The sequence below is a fragment of the Sinomicrobium halophytocola genome (assembly GCF_052983395.1).
Genome location: NZ_JBRKIT010000024.1, coordinates 289,189 through 308,868, shown reverse-complemented (window position 1 = coordinate 308,868; position 19,680 = coordinate 289,189). Strand labels below are relative to the sequence as shown.

Below are 19,680 nucleotides of genomic sequence, written 5' to 3'. Positions count from 1 at the left end.
TTTGATATATTGTAGTTTATTTGCTGCGGCAAAAAAGCAACCTTATTACATAAAACATACCATGACAGAAAACAAGACCATCGTTGGAAGTGAAGAGTGGGTTGCCCTCCCCCAACTTCAGATTCCCGCAATAAAAGTACGCGTAGACAGCGGAGCAAAAACTTCTGCCCTACATGCGGTAAACATAAACCCGTTTCAGCGAAACAATGAAACCTGGGTAACCTTCGATGTTTTCCCTATTCAAAATAATGGTAAGAAACTTACGCACTGCGAAGCGCTTGTCATCGACAAAAGAGTCGTAAAAAGTTCTACTGGAAACCGGGAAAACAGGTATGTTATCCGGACTGCCCTGCATATCAACGGTTCGGCCTGGGATATTGAACTCACGCTTACCAACAGGGACAGTATGGGATACCGGATGCTGCTAGGCCGGGAAGCCATGATGGGGCGCATGCTCGTAGACCCTGAAAGCAGCTTTTTATTGGGTGAAATGTCCGACGAAGATGTGGAGAGTGAATACAAACTTAAAATAGAAAGCCGAGACGGACTGAAAATAGGGGTTCTGGCAAGTAATCCCGATCTTTACAGTAACCGCCGGATCATCGAGGCAGGAGAACGAAGAGGTCATGATGTACGGTTTTTTAACATCCGTCAGTGCTATATGAAACTGGATGCCAAAACCCCTGAAATACATTACAGGGGAGGGAAAATACTCAATGACCTTGATGCCGTAATCCCCCGTATCCGTCCGGCAATGACGTTTTACGGTTGCGCCCTGACCAGGCAGTTCGAATCTCTTAAAATATTTTGCCTGAACAGTGCTGCCGCTATAAACCAGTCCAGGGACAAATTGTTTTCCCTGCAATTGCTTCTTAACAACGGTATTGACATCCCTACCACCGGGTTTGCCAATTCCCCTTTGGATACTAACGACCTTATTAAAATGGTAGGAGGTTCTCCACTTATCATCAAGCTATTGGAAGGCACCCAGGGTAAAGGGGTTGTATTGGCCGAAACAAAAAAAGCAGCAGAAAGTGTTATCAATGCCTTCAAAAGCCTGAATGCAAACATTCTGGTTCAGGAATTCATAAAAGAAGCGAACGGTAAGGATATCCGTTGTTTTGTTATAGACGGTAAGGTTGTGGCAGCCATGCAAAGGGAAGCTCCTCCCGGAGAATTCCGCGCCAATATGCATCTCGGTGGTACAGCCTCACTCATAAGGGTTACTTCGGAAGAAAAAAGAATTGCCGTAAAAGCAGCCAAAGCCATGGGACTTCAGGTTGCAGGGGTGGATATCATCCGTTCTTCCAAAGGGCCATTACTTCTTGAAGTAAATTCTTCACCGGGCCTCGAAGGTATCGAAACCGCTACGGAAAAAGATATTGCTTCCCTGATGATCAAAGCCATCGAAAAATACCTGAAATACAATCCGAAGGAATATAAAGATTCATAACTGTCAAAAAGAGGTTGTTTTCCAGTGAAACGCCTCTTTTCTCTCCCCCTCCTTCACGCACATATCATTTTTCAGGATGCTTGCACAATCCTTCTTTTTCCGAATGAAAAGCTTTTTCTTCGAAAATATGTGCCTTTCATCTAGTTTTTTTCTATTTACTTCAAAGCCGTTTTACTTTCGTACCGTCCTTTCAAAACAACCTATACTTTTTGATGTATCTTTTTAACCGGGAAACAGCCCGCTCATTATGACAAAAAGAGTAAAACTGGACTTTGGATATCTCGAATTCCACGAGAACTTCGTTATTTCGGAAATAAACGAAGGGACACATGTTGTATCAGAGCAAAACAAGATTCTTATCTCTCTTTGTCTCGAAAATTTTAAAGGCAAACCATTCGGCTATATTTCCAACAGGATATATTCTTATTCCATTGATCCTTTTACCTATCTGGAAGTGGAGAAAATAGAAAATTTTGTTGCCATTGCTATTGTGGTCAGTACATCCGCACAGAGGCTTAGTTCCAGGATAGAAGAATTGTTCTGCAAAAAGCCTTTTCAGTATTTTTATAATCTGGAAAATGCCAAAAACTGGATACAGCATAATGTAAATGCTTCCGGGGTTACCTTCGATTAACTGCTATATTTCAGCACAAAATCGTCCGGTTATAATTTCCACAATTCTTAAACCCGGTCCGTTTAATCCGTCAGCATTTCCTCATCTATACTATAATCTTTTAAAAAGATGATGGCATTTGCAATATCATTATGTAAGATCCTGTCCTGACTGATAAATGGTACTTTCTTTCGGAAGTTCTTCAGGAACTCCTCCAGAAACGGCGATGTTTTTGCGGGTTCACGAAATACCAGTGCCTGAGATGCGTTGAGTAACTCAATAGCGAGGATACGCTCTACGTTATCCAGTAACCGCAGGCATTTGGTAGCGGCATTGGCCCCCATACTCACATGGTCTTCCTGTCCGTTGGAAGATACGATACTGTCCACGCTGGCCGGTGAAGCGAGTTGTTTATTCTGGCTTACAATGCTTGCAGCCGTATATTGTGGTATCATCAAACCTGAATTAAGTCCGGGATCGTTAACCAGAAAAGCCGGTAATCCCCTCAGTCCGGAGACCAATTGATATGTTCTCCGTTCCGAAATATTTCCCAGTTCAGCCATAGCTATGGCCAGGTAGTCCAGGGCAAGTGCGAGCGTCTGCCCGTGAAAATTCCCTCCCGATAATATTTTGTCTTCATCCTGGAAGATATTTGGATTGTCCGTAACCGAATTAATTTCTGTTTTAAATGTTTTCCGGACAAAATTCAGCGTATCCTTCGTAGCTCCATGTACCTGCGGCATGCAACGGAATGAATACGGATCCTGAACATGCTTCTTTTTCCTGGCTATAAGTTCACTTCCTTTGAGGAAACCGGAAATTCTTTCCGCTGTCTTCACCTGCCCGCGATGCGGCCTTATGAGGTGAATGGATGCATCAAAAGGCTCTATCCTGCCATCATAAGCTTCCAGCGAAATACTCCCTATCAGATCGGCCAGATAAGAAAGTTTATACGAACGTATCACCAGGGATATCCCATAAGCACTCATAAACTGGGTTCCGTTTAGCAGGGCCAGACCTTCTTTGGACTGTAGCTGCACAGGTTCCCACTCCATTAATTTCATCATTTCATTTGCCGCTACCATTTCCCCTTTATAATACACTTCTCCCTTTCCTATCAATGGCAATGCCAGGTGAGCAAGAGGAGCCAGGTCTCCCGAAGCCCCGAGCGACCCCTGTGTATATACCACGGGAATAATATCGTTATTATAAAAATCAATAAGCCTTTGTGCCGTGGACAACTGAACACCGCTATAACCATAAGAAAGAGCCTGTACCTTGAGAAGCAACATCAGTTTTACAATATCCACAGGTACTTTCTCCCCGGTCCCGCAAGCGTGGGACATCACCAGGTTTTCCTGTAACCTGCTGAGATGCTCCCCCGAAATTTTAATATTATATAACGATCCGAACCCCGTATTGATCCCATAAATGGGCTCTTTTGGGCTTTTCAGCTTCTCATCCAGATACGCTCTGCACTTTTTTATATTGAGTTTGGCTTCTTCAGAAAGCGCTATCTTCTTATTGTTCCGGACGATATCCAGTATCTGCTCCAAATTCAGTATGTCCGTGCATATATAGTGTGTATCCCTCATTCCTGTAGAAGTTGAAAAATCGGTCAAAATTCCACATTCAAACCAAAAAATCCAAGTTTTTATTGCTAATTATTTATTATGAAAAGCGAAAACTGAAAAAAACGTGATTTTCCCTGCTCTTCTATTGTTTCGTTTCCTGTCCGGTCGACGGATTCTCCGGGCGGGCAAAAAGGTCCAGGAAAGCATCTCCCGTATAATCTATGATCCCACTTGCCGTAAGCGCTTCATAACCTGTGTTGGAAACAGCAATATCTCCGGCCTTCCCGTGAAGATAAACCCCGAATATAGCCGCGTTGACAGGGGTATACCCCTGGCTTATTAGTCCCGTTATGATCCCGGTCAGAACATCCCCGCTCCCTCCGGTTGCCATTCCGGGGTTCCCGGTACTGTTCACATATAACCTTTCGTTATACACGACAACTGTATGTGCGTCTTTCATAACCAGGACCAGGTCGTGTTCTTTTGCAAAAGCCTTTCCTTTTTCCAGTTTTTCCATATCGTCCTTCCACGCCCCCACTAACCGCTCCAATTCCTTCGGATGTGGAGTGAATACGGATTTTGCCGGTATCCATCGGAACAACTCAGGATTCTCAGATAGTATATTAAGGGCATCGGCATCAATTACCAGGGGGGTATTGTTTTTCTGCAGGAACGCTTTAAAAGCATCTACCGTAGCCATATGTTTCCCCAGTCCCATACCTATACCTATCACCTGTGGCTCTATATCAAATGCTATCGTGGAGATATGTTCGTCATTAGCATCCGTAAGGGCCATACTTTCCGGTAATGCTGTCTGAAGCACCGAATATCCGCAACGGGGTGTATATGTAGTGACGAGTCCGGCGCCCGAGGTCAGGCAAGCCTTTGCTGAAAGGTAAACAGCCCCTATTTTACCGTAACTGCCACCTATAAGCAAGGCATGCCCGTAAGTACCTTTATGCGAAAATTTCTTTCTTGGAAGATAGAAAGACAGGGCTTCCTCTTTTTCTATAAATACGGCTTCGGGTTCCGTGCTTTGCAGGTACTCTTTGTCCAGGCCAATATCCAGCACTTCCCAGGAAGTCGTATAAATACCGGTATCCGGAAGGAAAAACACCAGTTTAGGAAATTGGAACGTCAATGTATGTGTGGCCTGGATAACCGGGGTTCCCTGCTCCGGAACAGCATCCATAAACAACCCGGAAGGCATATCTACGGAAAGTACGAAAGCTCCGGTAGTGTTGATATGCTTCACCAGATCGCTCACCCATCCGGAAGGCGGCCGGTTAAGTCCGACCCCGAAAATAGCATCTACTACAATATCTTCACGGCCTATTTTCGGCAGTTCTTCCCCATTATCCCCGTTGAAATGTTCCGGCCAGTGCTTCATATTTTTTATTCTGTCCAGGTTGAGGAGAAAATCCGGTGATCTTTTTTCATTGAAATCCACAACATACGCTTTAACATGGTACTTGTTCTCCAGCAGGTGACGCGCAATAACAAGTCCGTCACCACCATTGTTCCCGATACCGCAAAAAACATGGATGTGCACCGGATTGCCCTGTAACCTGTTATGCAACCACTCAAAAACCTTCCTTCCTGCCCTCTCCATCAGTGCATCACTGGTTATATTTTCATTCAAAATTGTTAATCTGTCAGCTTCATGTATTTGTTTCAGGGAAAAAATATTCATTATTTTGAGTTTTTATTTTTTCGTTAAAAATTTCGCAAAAGTTAAAAAAATGTTTGCTCCTCTTAGCAAATGTACTACATTTGGACTATCAATACTTTAACAAGTGTCAGAGACTTTTAACATATCACCCATTACTTCTAAAGGATGTACTTCTACATCCGGGATGATATCTTTTGGCATTATTACTACAGGTATTATTACCCCCTTTGGGGTATAATTTCTTTCATATAATCCATATTCCCCTGTTTGAACCAGACATTCAAACCCTTAATACTTATAATCAACTCAAGATTTTTCACACATGAAAGTTTTAAAATTCGGAGGTTCATCCGTTGCCAATGCTGAACGCATAAAATTGGTAAAAAAAATTGTAGAAAGCAACGCCATAAATGATAAACAGGTAGTTGTTGTATCTGCTTTTAGCGGTGTTACCGACCTTCTCCTTGAAGCGGCCGAACAGGCTGCCCTGCGGAACGAAGACTATACACAAATAATGGAAGAAATAGAGAAACGGCACCTGGATATTGCCAGGGAACTACTCCCTGTTTCCTCCCAAAGCAAAACTCTCAGTGCCGTTAAAAGAGAGCTAAATACCCTGGAAACCCTTTTGGAAGGAGCTTTCCTGATCGGTGAAACCACATCAAAATTACTGGACAGGATACTTGGGTACGGAGAACTTCTTTCCTCTTATATTATAGGTGAATTCTTTATTTCCGAAGGTGTGGATGCTATTCACAAAGACAGCCGGACCCTCATCAAAACCGATGAAAATTACGGCAGGGCCGCTGTTGACTTTACCGCTACCAACCACCTTTGTGAAACTTATTTTGGTACCGTAACCTATAAAACAATCGTAGCTCCCGGGTTTGTTGCTTCTTCAGTAGGTGGAAATTCTACCACACTCGGAAGAGGCGGATCGGACTATACAGCAGCTATCATAGCAGCTGCGGTACATGCTTCCGTATTGGAAATATGGACTGATGTAAGCGGTATGTATACTGCAAACCCGAAACTGGTAAAACAAGCTTTCGCCATACCCGATATCTCTTATGAAGAAGCCATGGAACTGTCTCATTTCGGAGCTAAAGTACTGTATCCGCCAACCATTCAGCCCGTACTTCTCAGAGGGATCCCTATTCATATACGCAATACCTTTCACCCGGAAAAAAAAGGCACTTTTATACGTAAAAACACCAATGGTTCCTCCCGTCCCGTTCGTGGGATCAGCCACATAGATAGTATGGCGCTACTTTCCCTGGAAGGTAGTGGTATGGTTGGGATATCCGGTATTTCCAAACGGTTTTTCGAAGTGCTCTCCCTGCACAATATCAATGTAGCCCTTATCACCCAGGCTTCTTCCGAACATTCCATATGTATCGGTATCGCCGAAAAAGATAAGCAAAAAGCGGAAAAGGCGATAAATGAAGCTTTTGAGTACGAAATAGCTGCAAAAAAACTGAACCCGGTAATCGTAGAAGACAATCTGGCCATCGTAGCCCTGGTTGGTGATAATATGAAAAGCCATCAGGGACTCAGCGGTAAAATGTTCAGCGCCCTCGGACAAAACAATGTAAACATCAGGGCCATAGCGCAGGGAGCTTCGGAGCGGAACATTTCTGCCGTGATCCATAAATCCGATGTTAAAAAAGCGTTGAATACCCTACACGAGCGTTTCTTTGAAGATAATGTTAAACAACTCAATATCTTTGTGATGGGTGTCGGGAATGTAGGTGAAAAATTTCTCAACCAGATAGACCGGCAAAAAAAGTATCTCAAAGAGAAACTGCGGCTTAATGTAAGGGTTGTGGCGCTTTCCAATTCCCGGAAAATGTATTTTGACGACAACGGGATAGATCTGAAAAACTGGAAGGAAGCCCTGGAAAACGGAGAAACAGCCGGGAAGGAAAAATTCTTTGAAAAGGTAAAAGAACTCAACCTCAGGAACAGTATATTCGTAGATAACACGGCCAGCGACATCGTAGCTGCAACTTATGCGGATTACCTGAAAAACAGTATTGCCGTGGTAACCTGTAACAAAATAGCTTGTTCTTCAGATTTTGAACACTATTCCCTTCTGAAAGACCTTTCCAGGAAGTACAATGCACCTTTCCTGTTCGAAACCAATGTAGGAGCCGGGTTACCGATTATTGACACGCTCAAAAACCTGGTAGCTTCCGGAGATAAGGTAAATAAGATACAGGCCGTGCTTTCCGGAAGCCTTAATTTTGTATTCAACAACTTCGATGATAAGAGCTCTTTTAACGAGGTCGTAAAGCAGGCACAAACAGAAGGTTATACCGAACCGGACCCAAAAATAGACTTGAGCGGTATTGATGTAATGCGAAAAATACTCATCCTTGCCCGGGAAAGTGGTTATGCATTGGAGATTGCCGATATCGAAAACGAATCTTTCCTCCCGCAAGAGAGCCTGGATACAGTTTCAGTAGATGATTTTTACAAATCCCTGGTAGATTACAAGTCACATTTCGAAAAAATATACATGGATGCTACTTCTAAAGGATGCAGGCTGAAATATGTAGCACAATTTGAAGAGGGCAAAGCTAAAGTCGGACTTCAGCATATACCCAAAGACCATCCTTTCTACAACCTGGAAGGAAAAGATAATATCGTGCTGTTCTTTACGGAAAGGTATAATGAACAGCCCCTGCTTGTAAAAGGGGCCGGGGCCGGGGCCGATGTTACCGCGTCGGGGATATTCGCCGATATCATAAGGGCCGGGAATATGTAGCTATCCATAAAAGATGTCCGGTTTATTATCTGTTACCAACCGATCGGACATCTACTGCTTTAAAAAATGACAAAATGAACGAAATACGATTTTTTTGCCCGGCAACCATTGCAAATGTGACCTGTGGATTTGACGTACTCGGATTATGCCTGGATACGGTAGGAGACGAAATGGTGGTCCGGAAAACAGATAACGGCAAGGTATCCATTACCAGGATCGAGGGCCAGGAACTCCCCCTCCAGGTTGAAAAGAATGTGGCAGGTGTGTCTGCCCTGGCCATGCTTAAAGCCCTCGGAAGTTCGCAGGGGTTTGAAATAGAGATATACAAAAAGATAAAGCCCGGAAGCGGTATAGGAAGTAGCGCGGCAAGTGCGGCGGGGGCCGTATTTGGCATGAATAAGCTTCTCGGGGAACCTTTTTCCGCAGCGGAACTTATTCCCTTTGCCATGGAAGGGGAAAAACTGGCCAGCGGCGCACTTCATGCGGACAATGTGGCCCCTGCCCTTCTCGGCGGCTTTTCCCTGGTGCGTAGCTACGAACCCCTGGATGTTATAAAACTGCATACCCCCGGAGAGCTTTTTGCTTCCGTCATACACCCGCAGATCGAGGTTAAAACTGCAGACGCCCGTTCCGTACTGAAACACTCCGTACCATTAAAAAAAGCCATTCAGCAATGGGGGAATCTGGGAGGTCTCGTAAGCGGGCTCTATACCGAAGATTACGAGCTGATTTCCAGATCGCTTAACGATGTCATTATTGAACCTCTGCGCAGTTTGCTCATTCCTAAATTCGACCAGGTGAAACAGGCCGCATTAGATACGGGGGCACTTGGAGGAGGGATTTCCGGTTCCGGCCCGTCCATTTTTGCCTTGAGCAAAGGACAGGACACCGCTGCAAAAGTGGCAGAAGCCATGGCCGGAATATACGCCGATGCAGGAGTAGATTTTGACGTACACGTTTCCGGTATTAACATAGAAGGGATGCGAATCCTTTCCTGAAAAATATCCTTAGGAAAATGCTTGGTAAGAATACGCAGGAAGAAAAAAGATTTTATGTCTTTACCGGAGGACCGGGAGTAGGAAAGACCACAACCCTCCAGGCCTTATCCCGACCCGGACTGGAATGTGTTCCGGAAGTGGCAAGAGAGATCATCCGCGAACAAATGGATAGTAAAGGGAATGCTTTACCCTGGAAAGACAAGAAAAAGTACAGGGATATGATGCTAAGCCGTTCAATAGATTCTTACCGTTCCGCAAAGGAAAGAAAACCAACAGATATCCTTCTCTTTGACCGTGGCATTCCGGATTCTCTTGCGTATTCCCGCCTGGAGAATATTTCGTTATCTGAAGAATCGGAAAATGAAATACACAGGTATCGTTATAATAGCAAGGTATTTCTTTTCCCGGCGTGGGAAGAGATATACCGGCTTGACGAAGAGCGAAAACAGGATTTTGAAGAAGCCCTGAAAACTTATGAAGTGATGCGCGAAACATATACCAGATTGAATTATGAAATAGTGGAACTCCCGAGAACCAATTTGGAGGACCGTGTGAAATTTATACTGAACCATCTCAACTTGTAAAAAATAATGAACTATTACAGCTTAAACCGCAAAAGTGAAAAAGCATCTTTCAGAGATGCCGTAATACAGGGACTTGCTCCGGACAAAGGATTGTATTTTCCTGAACCGGTACGTCCGCTGGAGTCTGATTTCATAAAAGACCTCGAAAACCTTTCTAAGGCGGAAATTGCCTTCCGGGCCATAGAACAATTCGTCGGAAACGAAATACCGGAAGAAGAACTTCGCAGTATTGTGAACGATACGTTATCTTTCGACTTTCCTCTGGAGAAAATAGAAGAAGATGTCTACTCTCTCGAATTGTTTCACGGGCCCACCATGGCTTTCAAAGATGTCGGGGCCCGGTTTATGGCCAGATGCCTCGGGTATTTTAACCGGGGCAGAAAGCAGGATTCGGAGAAAGTAACCGTTCTTGTTGCCACTTCCGGAGATACCGGGGGTGCTGTAGCAAACGGTTTCCTCGGCGTGGAAGGTGTGGACGTGGTTATCCTCTACCCTTCCGGAAAGGTGAGCGATATACAGGAAAGGCAGCTCACGACCCTGGGACAGAATATAACCGCACTGGAAGTAAATGGTACTTTTGACGATTGCCAGGATATGGTTAAAACCGCCTTTCTGGATAAAATATTAAAAGAAAAGAACCTCACCTCGGCCAACTCTATTAATGTAGCCCGATGGCTACCACAAATGTTCTATTTCTTTTTTGCCTACAAACAACTGAAAAACAAGAATAAAGAGGTCGTATTTGCTGTGCCGAGCGGAAACTTCGGAAACATTTGCGCGGGTATTATGGCCAATAAACTAGGGCTTCCTGTAAATCATTTCGTAGCGGCTACGAATATTAACGATACAGTACCTCAATACCTTAAAAGTGGTGTGTATTCACCAAAACCGTCCAGACAGACAATCTCTAATGCCATGGACGTAGGGAATCCGAGTAATTTTGTACGTATACAACAGCTTTTCGACAATGACATAGAAACGTTGAAAGCTAAATTTTCATCTTGTAGTTTTACGGATGAAACCACGCGAAATACCATGGCCGCACTTTACAAAAAATCCGGTTATATCGCCGATCCGCATGGTGCCGTAGGTTACCTGGGACTTAAAGCTTATCTTGACAAAAATCCCGGAAAAACCGGAATATTCCTCGAAACAGCACACCCGGTAAAATTCCTGGATATTGTGGAAGAAACACTGGGAGTGAATTTAGGTATCCCGGAGCAGATTCAAACGGTAATGGGTAAAGAAAAAGTGAAGCAGAACATAAGTTCTTATGATGAACTTAAAACTTTCCTCCTGGATGCCAGGTAAACTCTGATTGCACAAAATCCGTTGAGAATTAAAAACAGTAATATTCCGGGCAGAACCGGGAAATCTTCAGATCAGGTTTCCCGGCCTTTTCTCAATGATCGGATCATATAAACTGAAACACCTTTGAATATCTTATTTCCGTTATTTTCTCAAAGCATCTTTCAGTATGGTAACCGGGTGTTTTGCTTTTCTGCCCGTCCCGTCCAGTATCTGGTGCCTGCAACTGGTACCGTTCGCTGCAATAATAGTATCACCTTCCGCATCCCGTACGGCAGGGAACAATCGTAGCCCTCCTACTTTCATACTCACTTCATAGTGTTCTTTTTCATAACCGAAAGAACCGGCCATTCCACAACAACCGCTGTTAATGATACGGACATTGTAGTTTTCGGGCAGGTTGAGGATATCAAACGTGACTTTCTGATTGGACAGGGCTTTTTGATGACAATGGCTGTGTATTTTCACCTGCCTGGAATCATCCGTGAACTGTGCCGCGGTAATATTTCCTTTTTGTACCTCTCCTGCGAGAAACTCTTCAATCAAAAACGAATTCCGGGCGATCCTGGTCGCTTCTTTCTTATCGGTAGCCAGCTTCAGGTATTCATCCCTGAACGACAGGACAGCGGAAGGCTCCAACCCGATCAACGGGCAATTTCCGGAAACCAGTCCTCGCAATTTTTCTATATTGCTGTCCGCAACTTTAGCCGCCTGCTTCAAAAAACCTTTGGAAATAAAGGGGCGCCCACTATCTCCTTTATAAATCCGAATACGATATCCTAACCCTTGTAAAAGATCTACCGCATCACTTCCAATATCTCCATCTAAATAATTGGTAAACTCATCGATAAAAAGAATTACTTCTACTTTATCTTTAATATTTTTCGTTTCTGAAATTGACCTTTTAAAAGGTTTTAACGGAGGGAAACTCCTTTCCGGCGCAATACCGATCACTTTTTTAAGCAGTCCTGCCGTAATGTTATTTCGGTATACCTCATTTACCAACCAGGGAAAAATGGATACAAAACTATTCAGTTTCGTATTATAGGCAAAAGCTTTGTCCCGGAAGCTAGTTCCGTTTTCCTTTTGGTATTGGTAAAGAAATTCCGCTTTTAAAGTAGCCATATCCACATTGCTAGGGCATTCACTACTACAGGCTTTGCAACTTAAACAGAGATCGAGTACTTCTTTGATCTCCTTATGGTTGAACTTGTTTTCTTTTTCAGACCGGGTAAGAAATTCCCGTAAAGTATTGGCTCTGGCGCGTGTCGTATCCTTTTCGTTTTTCGTCGCGTGGTAACTCGGGCACATAGCTCCGGCCGACAAATGGGTTTTCCGGCAATCACCACTACCGTTACATTGTTCCGTAGCCCGCAGTATTCCTTCTGATCCTGAAAAATCGAGAAACGTGCGTATTTCCGGTTCTTTGCGATCCTTTTCATATCTAAGGGATTCGTCCATCGGGAGAGAATGAACTATTTTTCCCGGGTTGAAGATATTTTTCGGATCAAAAACAAACTTTATTTCCGTTAATAGTTGATAATTTTCCTCCCCCAGCATTAGTTTCATAAACTCCGAACGCACTATTCCGTCCCCGTGCTCTCCGCTCAGGGAGCCGTTATATTTTTTCACCAGTTGTGCCACATCTGTAGTTATACGGCGAAACATAACCACATCTTCTGAAGCCTTCAGGTTAAGTATCGGCCGTAAGTGCAATTCTCCCGCCCCGGCATGGGCGTAATAAACCGCTCTTTGGTCGTATTTCTTCATCAGAGCCGAAAATTCTGTAATGTAGGGAGCAAGATCATTCAGGGCTACCGCAGTGTCTTCTATGCAAGCCACAGCCTTTTTATCTCCCACAATGTTGCCTAACAGTCCCAATCCGGCTTTCCGGAGTTCCAGTGCTTTCTGAATATCATCGCCATATAGCACCGGGTAAGCATAACTCTGTCTGCTTTCCACAAGCGTTTCCACTAACCTGCTTTTTCTCTCCTCCAACATCTCTACGTCATCCGATCTCAACTCCAGCATAAGAATAGCCTGGGGGTCTCCTTCTATAAAAAAGCGATTGGCCATCTGGTTCTTGTTATTTTTGGTACAATCCAGTATAACCTTATCCATCATTTCACAGGTAAACAGGTTGTGCCGCATTACCGGCACAACAGCGCTGAGGCAACTTTCGATACTCTCAAAATGCGCTGCCACCATAACGCTGTGTTTCGGGGGAAGGTCTTCCAGTTGCAATTTGATCCTGGTAATAAAGGCCAATGTGCCTTCGCTGCCACAGATTAACTTACAGAGATTAAAATTTTCCCCGTTCCGCTCAAACGGTTTCTGCCTGATAATCTCATCAATGGCATATCCGTTATTTCTCCTGTGAATTTCGGGTTTGGGATAGGCATTGTGTATACGTTCTCTTACTTTCTGTGATATTAATTTTTCGTGTAAACTTCTATATATATTACCTTCTAAGGTTTTTAATTTAAGCTTTTCTTCAAGTTCTTTATCTGATAAAGATTTAAACACAACCTCCGATCCGTCGGATAAAACAGCTTCTATTTCCAATACCTTATCCCGGGTGACTCCATATTGGATGGAGGTTGTTCCGCTGGAATTATTACCGACCATTCCTCCTATCATACAACGATTGGAAGTGGATGTATTAGGGCCGAAAAAGAGGTCATACAAGTGCAAATATTCATTCAGTTCATCCCTTATTACTCCCGGCTCCACATCTACTGTCTTCTTTTCCTGGTCGACGTGGAATATTTTAGTGAAGTAACGCGAAACATCTACCACAATCCCCTCTCCGACACACTGCCCTGCCAGGGAAGTTCCTGCCGTTCTGGGGATGAGCGATAAATTGTTCTGCGAAGCGTAAGCAATTAGTTTTCTTATATCTTCTTTGGTACGGGGATATGCTACCGCAAGGGGAAGTTTCCGATATACGGAAGCATCTGTGGCATAGATATTTCGATGTAAATCATCATTTTGTATCTCTCCTTCAAGCTGTAAACCTGCCGATTTTAACATGATTCTGATAAGATTTGTGTAAAAATAGCGTTGTATTGGCATTAAACAAAGTTAAATTGAACCATATGAGAAAAATATTCTTGTTCTTAATTGTTGTACTCGGCGTTGCTTCCGTATCTCACGCACAGCGAATATCTCCCAATGCTTTGGGATTGCGTATTGGTGACAGTGACGGATTTGGTGCAGAGGTATCCTATCAAAGATTGTTAAAAAGTAATACCCGCCTGGAACTCGATCTCGGATGGCGCGATTCGCGTCACGTAGATGCCGTTAAACTTACCGCGCTTCACCAATGGGTATGGAGACTTGATGGCAACTTTAACTGGTTTGCAGGTGCCGGTGGCGGATTGGGTAGTTACGACAATGACAGGCTGGACGAAAGCGGAAGTTTTTTATTCCTGGCAGGAGACATTGGCCTTGAGTATAACTTCGATATTCCCCTTGTACTCTCTCTGGATATGCGTCCGGAACTGGGATTCAATGACCACTACAGGGATGATCTCGATCTGGACATCGCTCTCGGTATCCGATTCCAGTTCTAATATACTGAAACAAAGAAGGTTTTAGAGTTATCCTTTTATTTTGCAATCCGATTCGCAAATATCATATGGATTTGGATGTATAAATGTTAAAAAAATTCCTTATATTCACCTATAAATATTGTTAAATTAATAATATCTGTTATGAAAAATTTTGTTTTTTTAGCCGTTTTGTTTGTGGGGTTCATGGCAACGTCCCAGGCACAGGAGATATCTCCTAATGCCCTTGGCCTTCGTTTAGGGGACAGTAAAGGGTTTGGAGCCGAAATATCCTATCAGAGAGCCCTGGGAGCCAATAACCGCCTGGAACTCGATCTGGGCTGGAGGGACTCCGATCATGTGGATGCCTTTAAACTTACCGGTCTGTACCAATGGGTATGGAATCTTGAAGGTAATTTTAACTGGTATGCAGGCGCAGGTGGTGGCCTTGGCAGCTACGACAATAACGATATTGACGACAGCGGTGCCTTCTTTTTTGTAGCAGGTGACGTTGGTATCGAATATGATTTCAATATTCCGCTTATTTTATCCCTGGATTTCAGGCCTGAACTGGGTTTTACGGATGAATACAGGGACGGACTGGACCTGGATATAGCTCTTGGTATCCGTTATCAATTCTAAGAATATTTATTAACATGATATTTCAGCTCCCGAAAGCCTTGGTTTTCGGGAGTTTTTTATACTATGTCTGTGTGCCGGAAACTCGTACTCCTTCTTTTTTAATGGTATTGAAGGATACCTAGTCTCAAATCCAACAATATCCTGGAAATAATAGCCTAACATTTTCCATCAATCTCTGATCTGTCGGCTTCAAATCACTTTCACTTCCATATTTTATACGTTTATAGTACCTTTAGGTCCAAAACCCAACAAAATGTCTTTGAAAAGTGTTTCCTGTGTCTTTGTTCTATACCTCGTATTACACGGCATCCTGATATCCTGCAATTCCCGGAACAAGGAGCAGAACCAAACCCAAAAAGAGAATCTGGAGCACGAGGTTCCGGATAGTATAACTTCTTGTGAAACCGGACTTCCACAACGGTTTTCCGGTAATTCGGCCAGTGATTCCGCAAACATCCCACAAGGAGAAACTTCCCATAAAGATATGGTCTGGATTCCTGCGGGAGAATTTCATATGGGGGCTTCCGATGACGAAGGACGACAAGATGAATACCCCTCCCATATAGTAAAAGTAAACGGTTTCTGGATGGATGAAACAGAAGTGACCAATGCCCAGTTCCGGAAATTCACGAAAGAAACAGGGTATGTTACCACAGCAGAGAAGGCACCAAAATGGGAAGATATCAAACAGCAACTTCCTCCTGGGACCCCTAAACCTCATGACAGTGTCTTTGTTGCTGCTTCCCTTGTGTTCTCCCCTCCGGCACATCCGGTACCCCTAAATAATGCATCACAATGGTGGAGTTGGATGAAAGGTGCCGATTGGAAACACCCGGAAGGACCGGGAAGTTATATAGAAGGAAAAGATAACTATCCAGTAGTGCACATTTCCTGGGACGATGCCAATGCCTATGCCAGGTGGGCCGGAAAAAGGCTGCCTACCGAAGCAGAATGGGAATTTGCTTCCCGTGGCAAACTTGAAGATAGTAAATACCCGTGGGGAAATGAAGATATCGAAGAGGGCAAACCCAAAGCCAATACCTGGCAGGGAACCTTCCCGAACAAAAATACCGATTGGGACACCTATCCCCTCGCCGCCCCCGTTAAATCCTTTTCTCCGAACGGATATGGACTGTACGACATGGCAGGAAATGTATGGGAATGGTGTTCGGACTGGTATCATAACGATTATTATCAACAATTACAGGGTAAAACAACCGATAACCCGAAAGGTCCGGAAAACAGCTACGACCCTATGGAGCCTACCGTTCCGAAAAAAGTGATCCGTGGTGGATCTTTTCTTTGTAATGCATCATACTGTAAAGGGTATCGGGTAACATCACGCATGAAGTCCTCTCCCGATACCGGTATGCAGCATACGGGTTTCCGGTGCGTTTCTCCCGGAAAATAGATCAGATAACAGTACAGTTTGAGATTCAGCCTGCCCCGGAGTACAGTTCCGGAAGGTATTATAAAAATTATCCTTGAATGAAAACCATAAAAATAACCGGGGTTCCGGAACACTTTAATCTTCCCTGGCACTTTGCTATTGAGGAAGGGGCCTTTAAAGAAAGAGGTGTTGACCTCCAATGGAAAGACACTCCTGAAGGTACGGGTAAAATGTGCAACATGCTTAGGGACGGAGAAACCGACATTGCCATTATTCTCACCGAAGGTATAGTAAAAGATATTACGGCAGGTAATCCGTCCGGTATAGTACAAACGTACATAGAAAGCCCGCTGATATGGGGCATTCATGTGGCAGAAACATCCAGGTACCAAAAGGTTGAGGACCTTCGCAACACTACAACCGCCATAAGCCGTTTCGGCTCCGGGTCACACCTGATGTCTTTCGTTAATGCCCGTAAAATGGAGTGGGAAACAGAAAATCTCAAATTTGAGATCGTGAATACTATAGATGGTGCAGTAGATGCCCTTACGGCGGGCAAGGCTGATTATTTTATGTGGGAACGTTTTATGACCAAGCCACTGGTAGACAGAGGGGTATTCCGCCGTATAGGGGACTGTCCTACACCGTGGCCCTGTTTTGTTATCGCCGTACGGACCGAAACATTGGAAGAAAACAGGAATGTGATCAAACACATTCTGGAAGTGATAAATACGTATACAGAAGATTTTAAACAGATCCCAAGTATAGACAGAACCCTGGCCAATCGATTCGATCAGAAAGCCGAAGACATACGCGAATGGCTTTCTTTAACCCGGTGGAGCCAGTCCCCTATGGATAAAAAGACTATAGAGACGGTACAAGACCAGCTTCTTGAACTGAACCTTATTCCGGAAAAACTGCCTTATGAAAAGTTGGTCACCCTCGTGTAGCCACACATTTCAGGTTGTGTATTTCTATAAATATACAACCTGAAATCCTATCTAAAATCACCATTGTACGGGCTGTTTTCCCAGATTTTCCAGGTAGACATTGGTCTTGCTAAAATGTTTATTGCCAAACCATAGCCCCCGGTTAGCACTCAATGGTGAAGGATGTCCTGTTTCAAGTACAAGATGTTTGCTTCGGTCTATTTTGCTTCCCTTTCGTTTGGCATAACCACCCCATAGCATAAACACCACGTTTTCCTTTTCATCTGAAACCTTTTGGATTACGGCATCCGTAAAATTCTCCCATCCTTTGTTCTGATGACTCCCGGCCTGGTGTGCCCTTACCGTCAGTGTTGCATTAAGAAGCAGTACTCCCTGGTTAGCCCAGCGTTCCAGGTTACCACTTTTCGGATAAGGAATCCCGATATCCGCTTCTATTTCCCGAAAAATATTGATAAGCGAAGGCGGATGTGCTATACCATCATTAACCGAAAAACAAAGTCCGTTCGCCTGTCCGGGACCGTGATACGGATCCTGACCGATAATCACCACTTTTGTATCATCAAAACTACAATGGTCAAAGGCAGAAAATATCTCACTACCTTTCGGGTAGCATTTATACTGTTGATATTCATTCTTTACAAAGTTTGTCAGGGATGCAAAATAAGGCTTCTCAAATTCCGGTTCCAGTTGGGTTTTCCAGCTGGGGTCTATATTTACATTCATTATTTCTAGTTTGTCATGCCAAAAATAATGAATCCCGAAAGCTTATCAAAAAAGCAGGAATAGCTGTTATTCACAAAACAGTAAATTATTATTCCTCAGATCTTTTACAACTTTACTTCTCCCCCATTTTCGGCAGATCTGTAAATGGCTTCCACAACACGGATATCCCTGAGTCCTTCTTCCCCGGGTACCAGCATGGGTTTTTTCTGCATAATGGCCAGCGCATCATCATCCATTTGCCTGGCTTGCTGCCACGGAAGCTTGTAAGGATGGTTGATCTCTCCCAATGGGCTGCTACCCTTAACTCCTTCGTAAGCAGAAAAAGGGGCCATTTTAATATCACCTTTATCGCACGCTATATGGAGAAAATTAATATTCTCCCCGAAACTGGTTTTAATATCTGCAAAAACACCTCCGGGAAATTCCAGTCTTGCCACGGCAGTCTCATCCAGTCCGTTCTTATAAATCTCAGGCCTGGTTGTGGATAGTTCGGCAGAGACCACTGCCACGGGCTCTATGGCAGATCCCAGGCGGGCTCCCTGGATTGCATATACTCCCATATCATATAAAGCGCCACCTCCCATTTCCTTTTTTTGCTTCCAATGATCGGTACGGTTATCTCTGTACCCGGCAGCACAATTTACATTCTTGACATTTCCCAGTAATTTTTCCTCTACAATACGCCGGTATTCCTGTGTATTAGGTTCATGTTGCAGTCTGTAACCAATAGCAAGGGATTTTTTATTCTTAGTACAGGCATCTATCATATCCCTGCATTCCTGTTCCGTAAGTGCCATAGGCTTTTCACACCACACATGTTTTCCGGCTTCCGCTGCCCTAACAACATACTCCCGGTGCATAGAAGGTGGAAGGACTACATAAACCACATCGATATCCGGATTGTCCGCTATGGTATCGAAATTTTCATAATCGTATATGTTCTTATCCGGAATATTATACTTTTTACTCCAGGTTTCCGCTTTGGCAGGAGTTCCGGTTACAATCCCCGCGAGATAACAATTTTTGGTTTGCTGCAATGCCGGAGCCAGCAAATCGGTACTGTAATACCCAAGTCCTACAAGGGCCACTCCCAGGCGTTCTTTGGATATATCGCCAGAAGCTAACAACAGGTTAGGCGTAAAAGCAATGGCACCACTTCCCAGGGCAATAGTTTTCAATACGGTTCTTCTTGAAAAAGCGTTCATGGTTATAGAAGTTTTGATATCAGACGATTAAGTTAATTTATTTTTTGCGGTTATCAAAAAAAACTGTCTCAAAGCCATTATTTACTTCCTTTATGCAGCATTTTCAAATCTTCGTTGTCAATTGCAGTTTCGGTACATCAAACAGGGTTTGTAATTGTTTTTAATTGGTAGCGCTTATCATGTTTGATGTTTTTCGGCTATTTTGTCCAAAACAGCTATAAATATCAGACCTTTCTCACATCTCATG

At 43.8% G+C, this 19,680-nt stretch carries 15 protein-coding genes; 10 read left to right on the top strand and 5 right to left on the bottom strand.

All coding sequences use genetic code 11. The features are described 5' to 3' along the window. Positions 1 to 61 precede the first annotated feature (61 nt). Both rimK and ACVBDY_RS08930 read left to right on the top strand, forming a co-directional pair. Positions 62 to 1,453 (top strand): 30S ribosomal protein S6--L-glutamate ligase, encoded by a 1,392-nt coding sequence (gene rimK / locus ACVBDY_RS08935; RefSeq protein WP_447175129.1) that lies wholly within the window; start codon positions 62 to 64, stop codon positions 1,451 to 1,453. Between the two features lie 247 nt (positions 1,454 to 1,700). Further along, on the top strand, positions 1,701 to 2,087 hold the full coding sequence (locus ACVBDY_RS08930; RefSeq protein ID WP_447175128.1) for a hypothetical protein: 387 nt from the start codon (positions 1,701 to 1,703) through the stop codon (positions 2,085 to 2,087). Between the two features lie 62 nt (positions 2,088 to 2,149). On the opposite strand, the gene hutH is transcribed toward ACVBDY_RS08930, so the two are convergent. Together hutH and ACVBDY_RS08920 are read right to left on the bottom strand one after the other, a co-directional pair. Further along, a complete protein-coding gene (hutH, locus tag ACVBDY_RS08925) occupies positions 2,150 to 3,661 on the bottom strand; it encodes a histidine ammonia-lyase (RefSeq protein WP_447175127.1) in 1,512 nt (503 codons plus the stop codon). Between the two features lie 121 nt (positions 3,662 to 3,782). Continuing rightward, complete coding sequence (locus ACVBDY_RS08920; protein ID WP_447175126.1) at positions 3,783 to 5,333, bottom strand: NAD(P)H-hydrate dehydratase; 1,551 nt, start codon at positions 5,331 to 5,333, stop codon at positions 3,783 to 3,785. A 301-nt stretch (positions 5,334 to 5,634) separates the two neighbouring features. Here ACVBDY_RS08920 and thrA point away from each other — a divergent pair, with 301 nt between their 5' ends. The 4 genes from thrA to thrC all read left to right on the top strand — a co-directional run bounded on the left by thrA (position 5,635) and on the right by thrC (position 10,975). Then, the gene (gene thrA, locus ACVBDY_RS08915; RefSeq protein ID WP_447175125.1) at positions 5,635 to 8,082 is read left to right on the top strand and encodes a bifunctional aspartate kinase/homoserine dehydrogenase I; all 2,448 of its coding nucleotides are present in this window, start codon (positions 5,635 to 5,637) and stop codon (positions 8,080 to 8,082) included. Positions 8,083 to 8,156: 74 nt separating this feature from the next. Beyond that, complete coding sequence (locus ACVBDY_RS08910; protein WP_447175124.1) at positions 8,157 to 9,080, top strand: homoserine kinase; 924 nt, start codon at positions 8,157 to 8,159, stop codon at positions 9,078 to 9,080. 17 nt (positions 9,081 to 9,097) lie between these two features. Then, positions 9,098 to 9,664, top strand: a complete 567-nt coding sequence (locus ACVBDY_RS08905; RefSeq protein WP_447175123.1) for an AAA family ATPase — start codon at positions 9,098 to 9,100, stop codon at positions 9,662 to 9,664. 6 nt (positions 9,665 to 9,670) lie between these two features. Then, positions 9,671 to 10,975: a threonine synthase gene (thrC, locus tag ACVBDY_RS08900; RefSeq protein WP_447175122.1), complete on the top strand. Its 1,305-nt coding sequence runs from the start codon at positions 9,671 to 9,673 to the stop codon at positions 10,973 to 10,975. 141 nt (positions 10,976 to 11,116) lie between these two features. On the opposite strand, the gene ACVBDY_RS08895 is transcribed toward thrC, so the two are convergent. Beyond that, positions 11,117 to 14,005 (bottom strand): FAD-binding and (Fe-S)-binding domain-containing protein, encoded by a 2,889-nt coding sequence (locus ACVBDY_RS08895; RefSeq protein ID WP_447175121.1) that lies wholly within the window; start codon positions 14,003 to 14,005, stop codon positions 11,117 to 11,119. A gap of 65 nt (positions 14,006 to 14,070) precedes the next feature. Here ACVBDY_RS08895 and ACVBDY_RS08890 point away from each other — a divergent pair, with 65 nt between their 5' ends. The 4 genes from ACVBDY_RS08890 to ACVBDY_RS08875 all read left to right on the top strand — a co-directional run bounded on the left by ACVBDY_RS08890 (position 14,071) and on the right by ACVBDY_RS08875 (position 17,505). Next, positions 14,071 to 14,547 carry a hypothetical protein gene (locus tag ACVBDY_RS08890; RefSeq protein WP_447175120.1) on the top strand — a complete coding sequence of 159 codons (477 nt, stop codon included), beginning with the start codon at positions 14,071 to 14,073 and terminating at the stop codon, positions 14,545 to 14,547. A gap of 141 nt (positions 14,548 to 14,688) precedes the next feature. Next, positions 14,689 to 15,165 (top strand): hypothetical protein, encoded by a 477-nt coding sequence (locus ACVBDY_RS08885; protein ID WP_447175119.1) that lies wholly within the window; start codon positions 14,689 to 14,691, stop codon positions 15,163 to 15,165. 253 nt (positions 15,166 to 15,418) lie between these two features. Continuing rightward, on the top strand, positions 15,419 to 16,576 hold the full coding sequence (locus ACVBDY_RS08880; protein WP_447175118.1) for a formylglycine-generating enzyme family protein: 1,158 nt from the start codon (positions 15,419 to 15,421) through the stop codon (positions 16,574 to 16,576). Positions 16,577 to 16,653: 77 nt separating this feature from the next. Further along, positions 16,654 to 17,505, top strand: a complete 852-nt coding sequence (locus tag ACVBDY_RS08875; protein ID WP_447175117.1) for a substrate-binding domain-containing protein — start codon at positions 16,654 to 16,656, stop codon at positions 17,503 to 17,505. Between the two features lie 57 nt (positions 17,506 to 17,562). Here the strand turns inward: ACVBDY_RS08875 and ACVBDY_RS08870 are convergent, their stop codons facing one another. Both ACVBDY_RS08870 and ACVBDY_RS08865 read right to left on the bottom strand, forming a co-directional pair. Then, positions 17,563 to 18,228 carry a uracil-DNA glycosylase gene (locus ACVBDY_RS08870; RefSeq protein WP_447175116.1) on the bottom strand — a complete coding sequence of 222 codons (666 nt, stop codon included), beginning with the start codon at positions 18,226 to 18,228 and terminating at the stop codon, positions 17,563 to 17,565. Between the two features lie 104 nt (positions 18,229 to 18,332). Next, the gene (locus tag ACVBDY_RS08865) at positions 18,333 to 19,433 is read right to left on the bottom strand and encodes a Gfo/Idh/MocA family protein (RefSeq protein WP_447175115.1); all 1,101 of its coding nucleotides are present in this window, start codon (positions 19,431 to 19,433) and stop codon (positions 18,333 to 18,335) included. Between the last annotated feature and the right edge of the window lie 247 nt (positions 19,434 to 19,680).

Bases quoted from the DNA above. Each gene is read 5' to 3' on its own strand.
- rimK (WP_447175129.1), top strand. From the start codon at position 62: ATGACAGAAAACAAGACCATCGTTGGAAGTGAAGAGTGGGTTGCCCTC.
- ACVBDY_RS08930 (WP_447175128.1), top strand. From the start codon at position 1,701: ATGACAAAAAGAGTAAAACTGGACTTTGGATATCTCGAATTCCACGAG.
- hutH (WP_447175127.1), bottom strand. From the start codon at position 3,661: ATGAGGGATACACACTATATATGCACGGACATACTGAATTTGGAGCAG.
- ACVBDY_RS08920 (WP_447175126.1), bottom strand. From the start codon at position 5,333: ATGAATATTTTTTCCCTGAAACAAATACATGAAGCTGACAGATTAACA.
- thrA (WP_447175125.1), top strand. From the start codon at position 5,635: ATGAAAGTTTTAAAATTCGGAGGTTCATCCGTTGCCAATGCTGAACGC.
- ACVBDY_RS08910 (WP_447175124.1), top strand. From the start codon at position 8,157: ATGAACGAAATACGATTTTTTTGCCCGGCAACCATTGCAAATGTGACC.
- ACVBDY_RS08905 (WP_447175123.1), top strand. From the start codon at position 9,098: ATGCTTGGTAAGAATACGCAGGAAGAAAAAAGATTTTATGTCTTTACC.
- thrC (WP_447175122.1), top strand. From the start codon at position 9,671: ATGAACTATTACAGCTTAAACCGCAAAAGTGAAAAAGCATCTTTCAGA.
- ACVBDY_RS08895 (WP_447175121.1), bottom strand. From the start codon at position 14,005: ATGTTAAAATCGGCAGGTTTACAGCTTGAAGGAGAGATACAAAATGAT.
- ACVBDY_RS08890 (WP_447175120.1), top strand. From the start codon at position 14,071: ATGAGAAAAATATTCTTGTTCTTAATTGTTGTACTCGGCGTTGCTTCC.
- ACVBDY_RS08885 (WP_447175119.1), top strand. From the start codon at position 14,689: ATGAAAAATTTTGTTTTTTTAGCCGTTTTGTTTGTGGGGTTCATGGCA.
- ACVBDY_RS08880 (WP_447175118.1), top strand. From the start codon at position 15,419: ATGTCTTTGAAAAGTGTTTCCTGTGTCTTTGTTCTATACCTCGTATTA.
- ACVBDY_RS08875 (WP_447175117.1), top strand. From the start codon at position 16,654: ATGAAAACCATAAAAATAACCGGGGTTCCGGAACACTTTAATCTTCCC.
- ACVBDY_RS08870 (WP_447175116.1), bottom strand. From the start codon at position 18,228: ATGAATGTAAATATAGACCCCAGCTGGAAAACCCAACTGGAACCGGAA.
- ACVBDY_RS08865 (WP_447175115.1), bottom strand. From the start codon at position 19,433: ATGAACGCTTTTTCAAGAAGAACCGTATTGAAAACTATTGCCCTGGGA.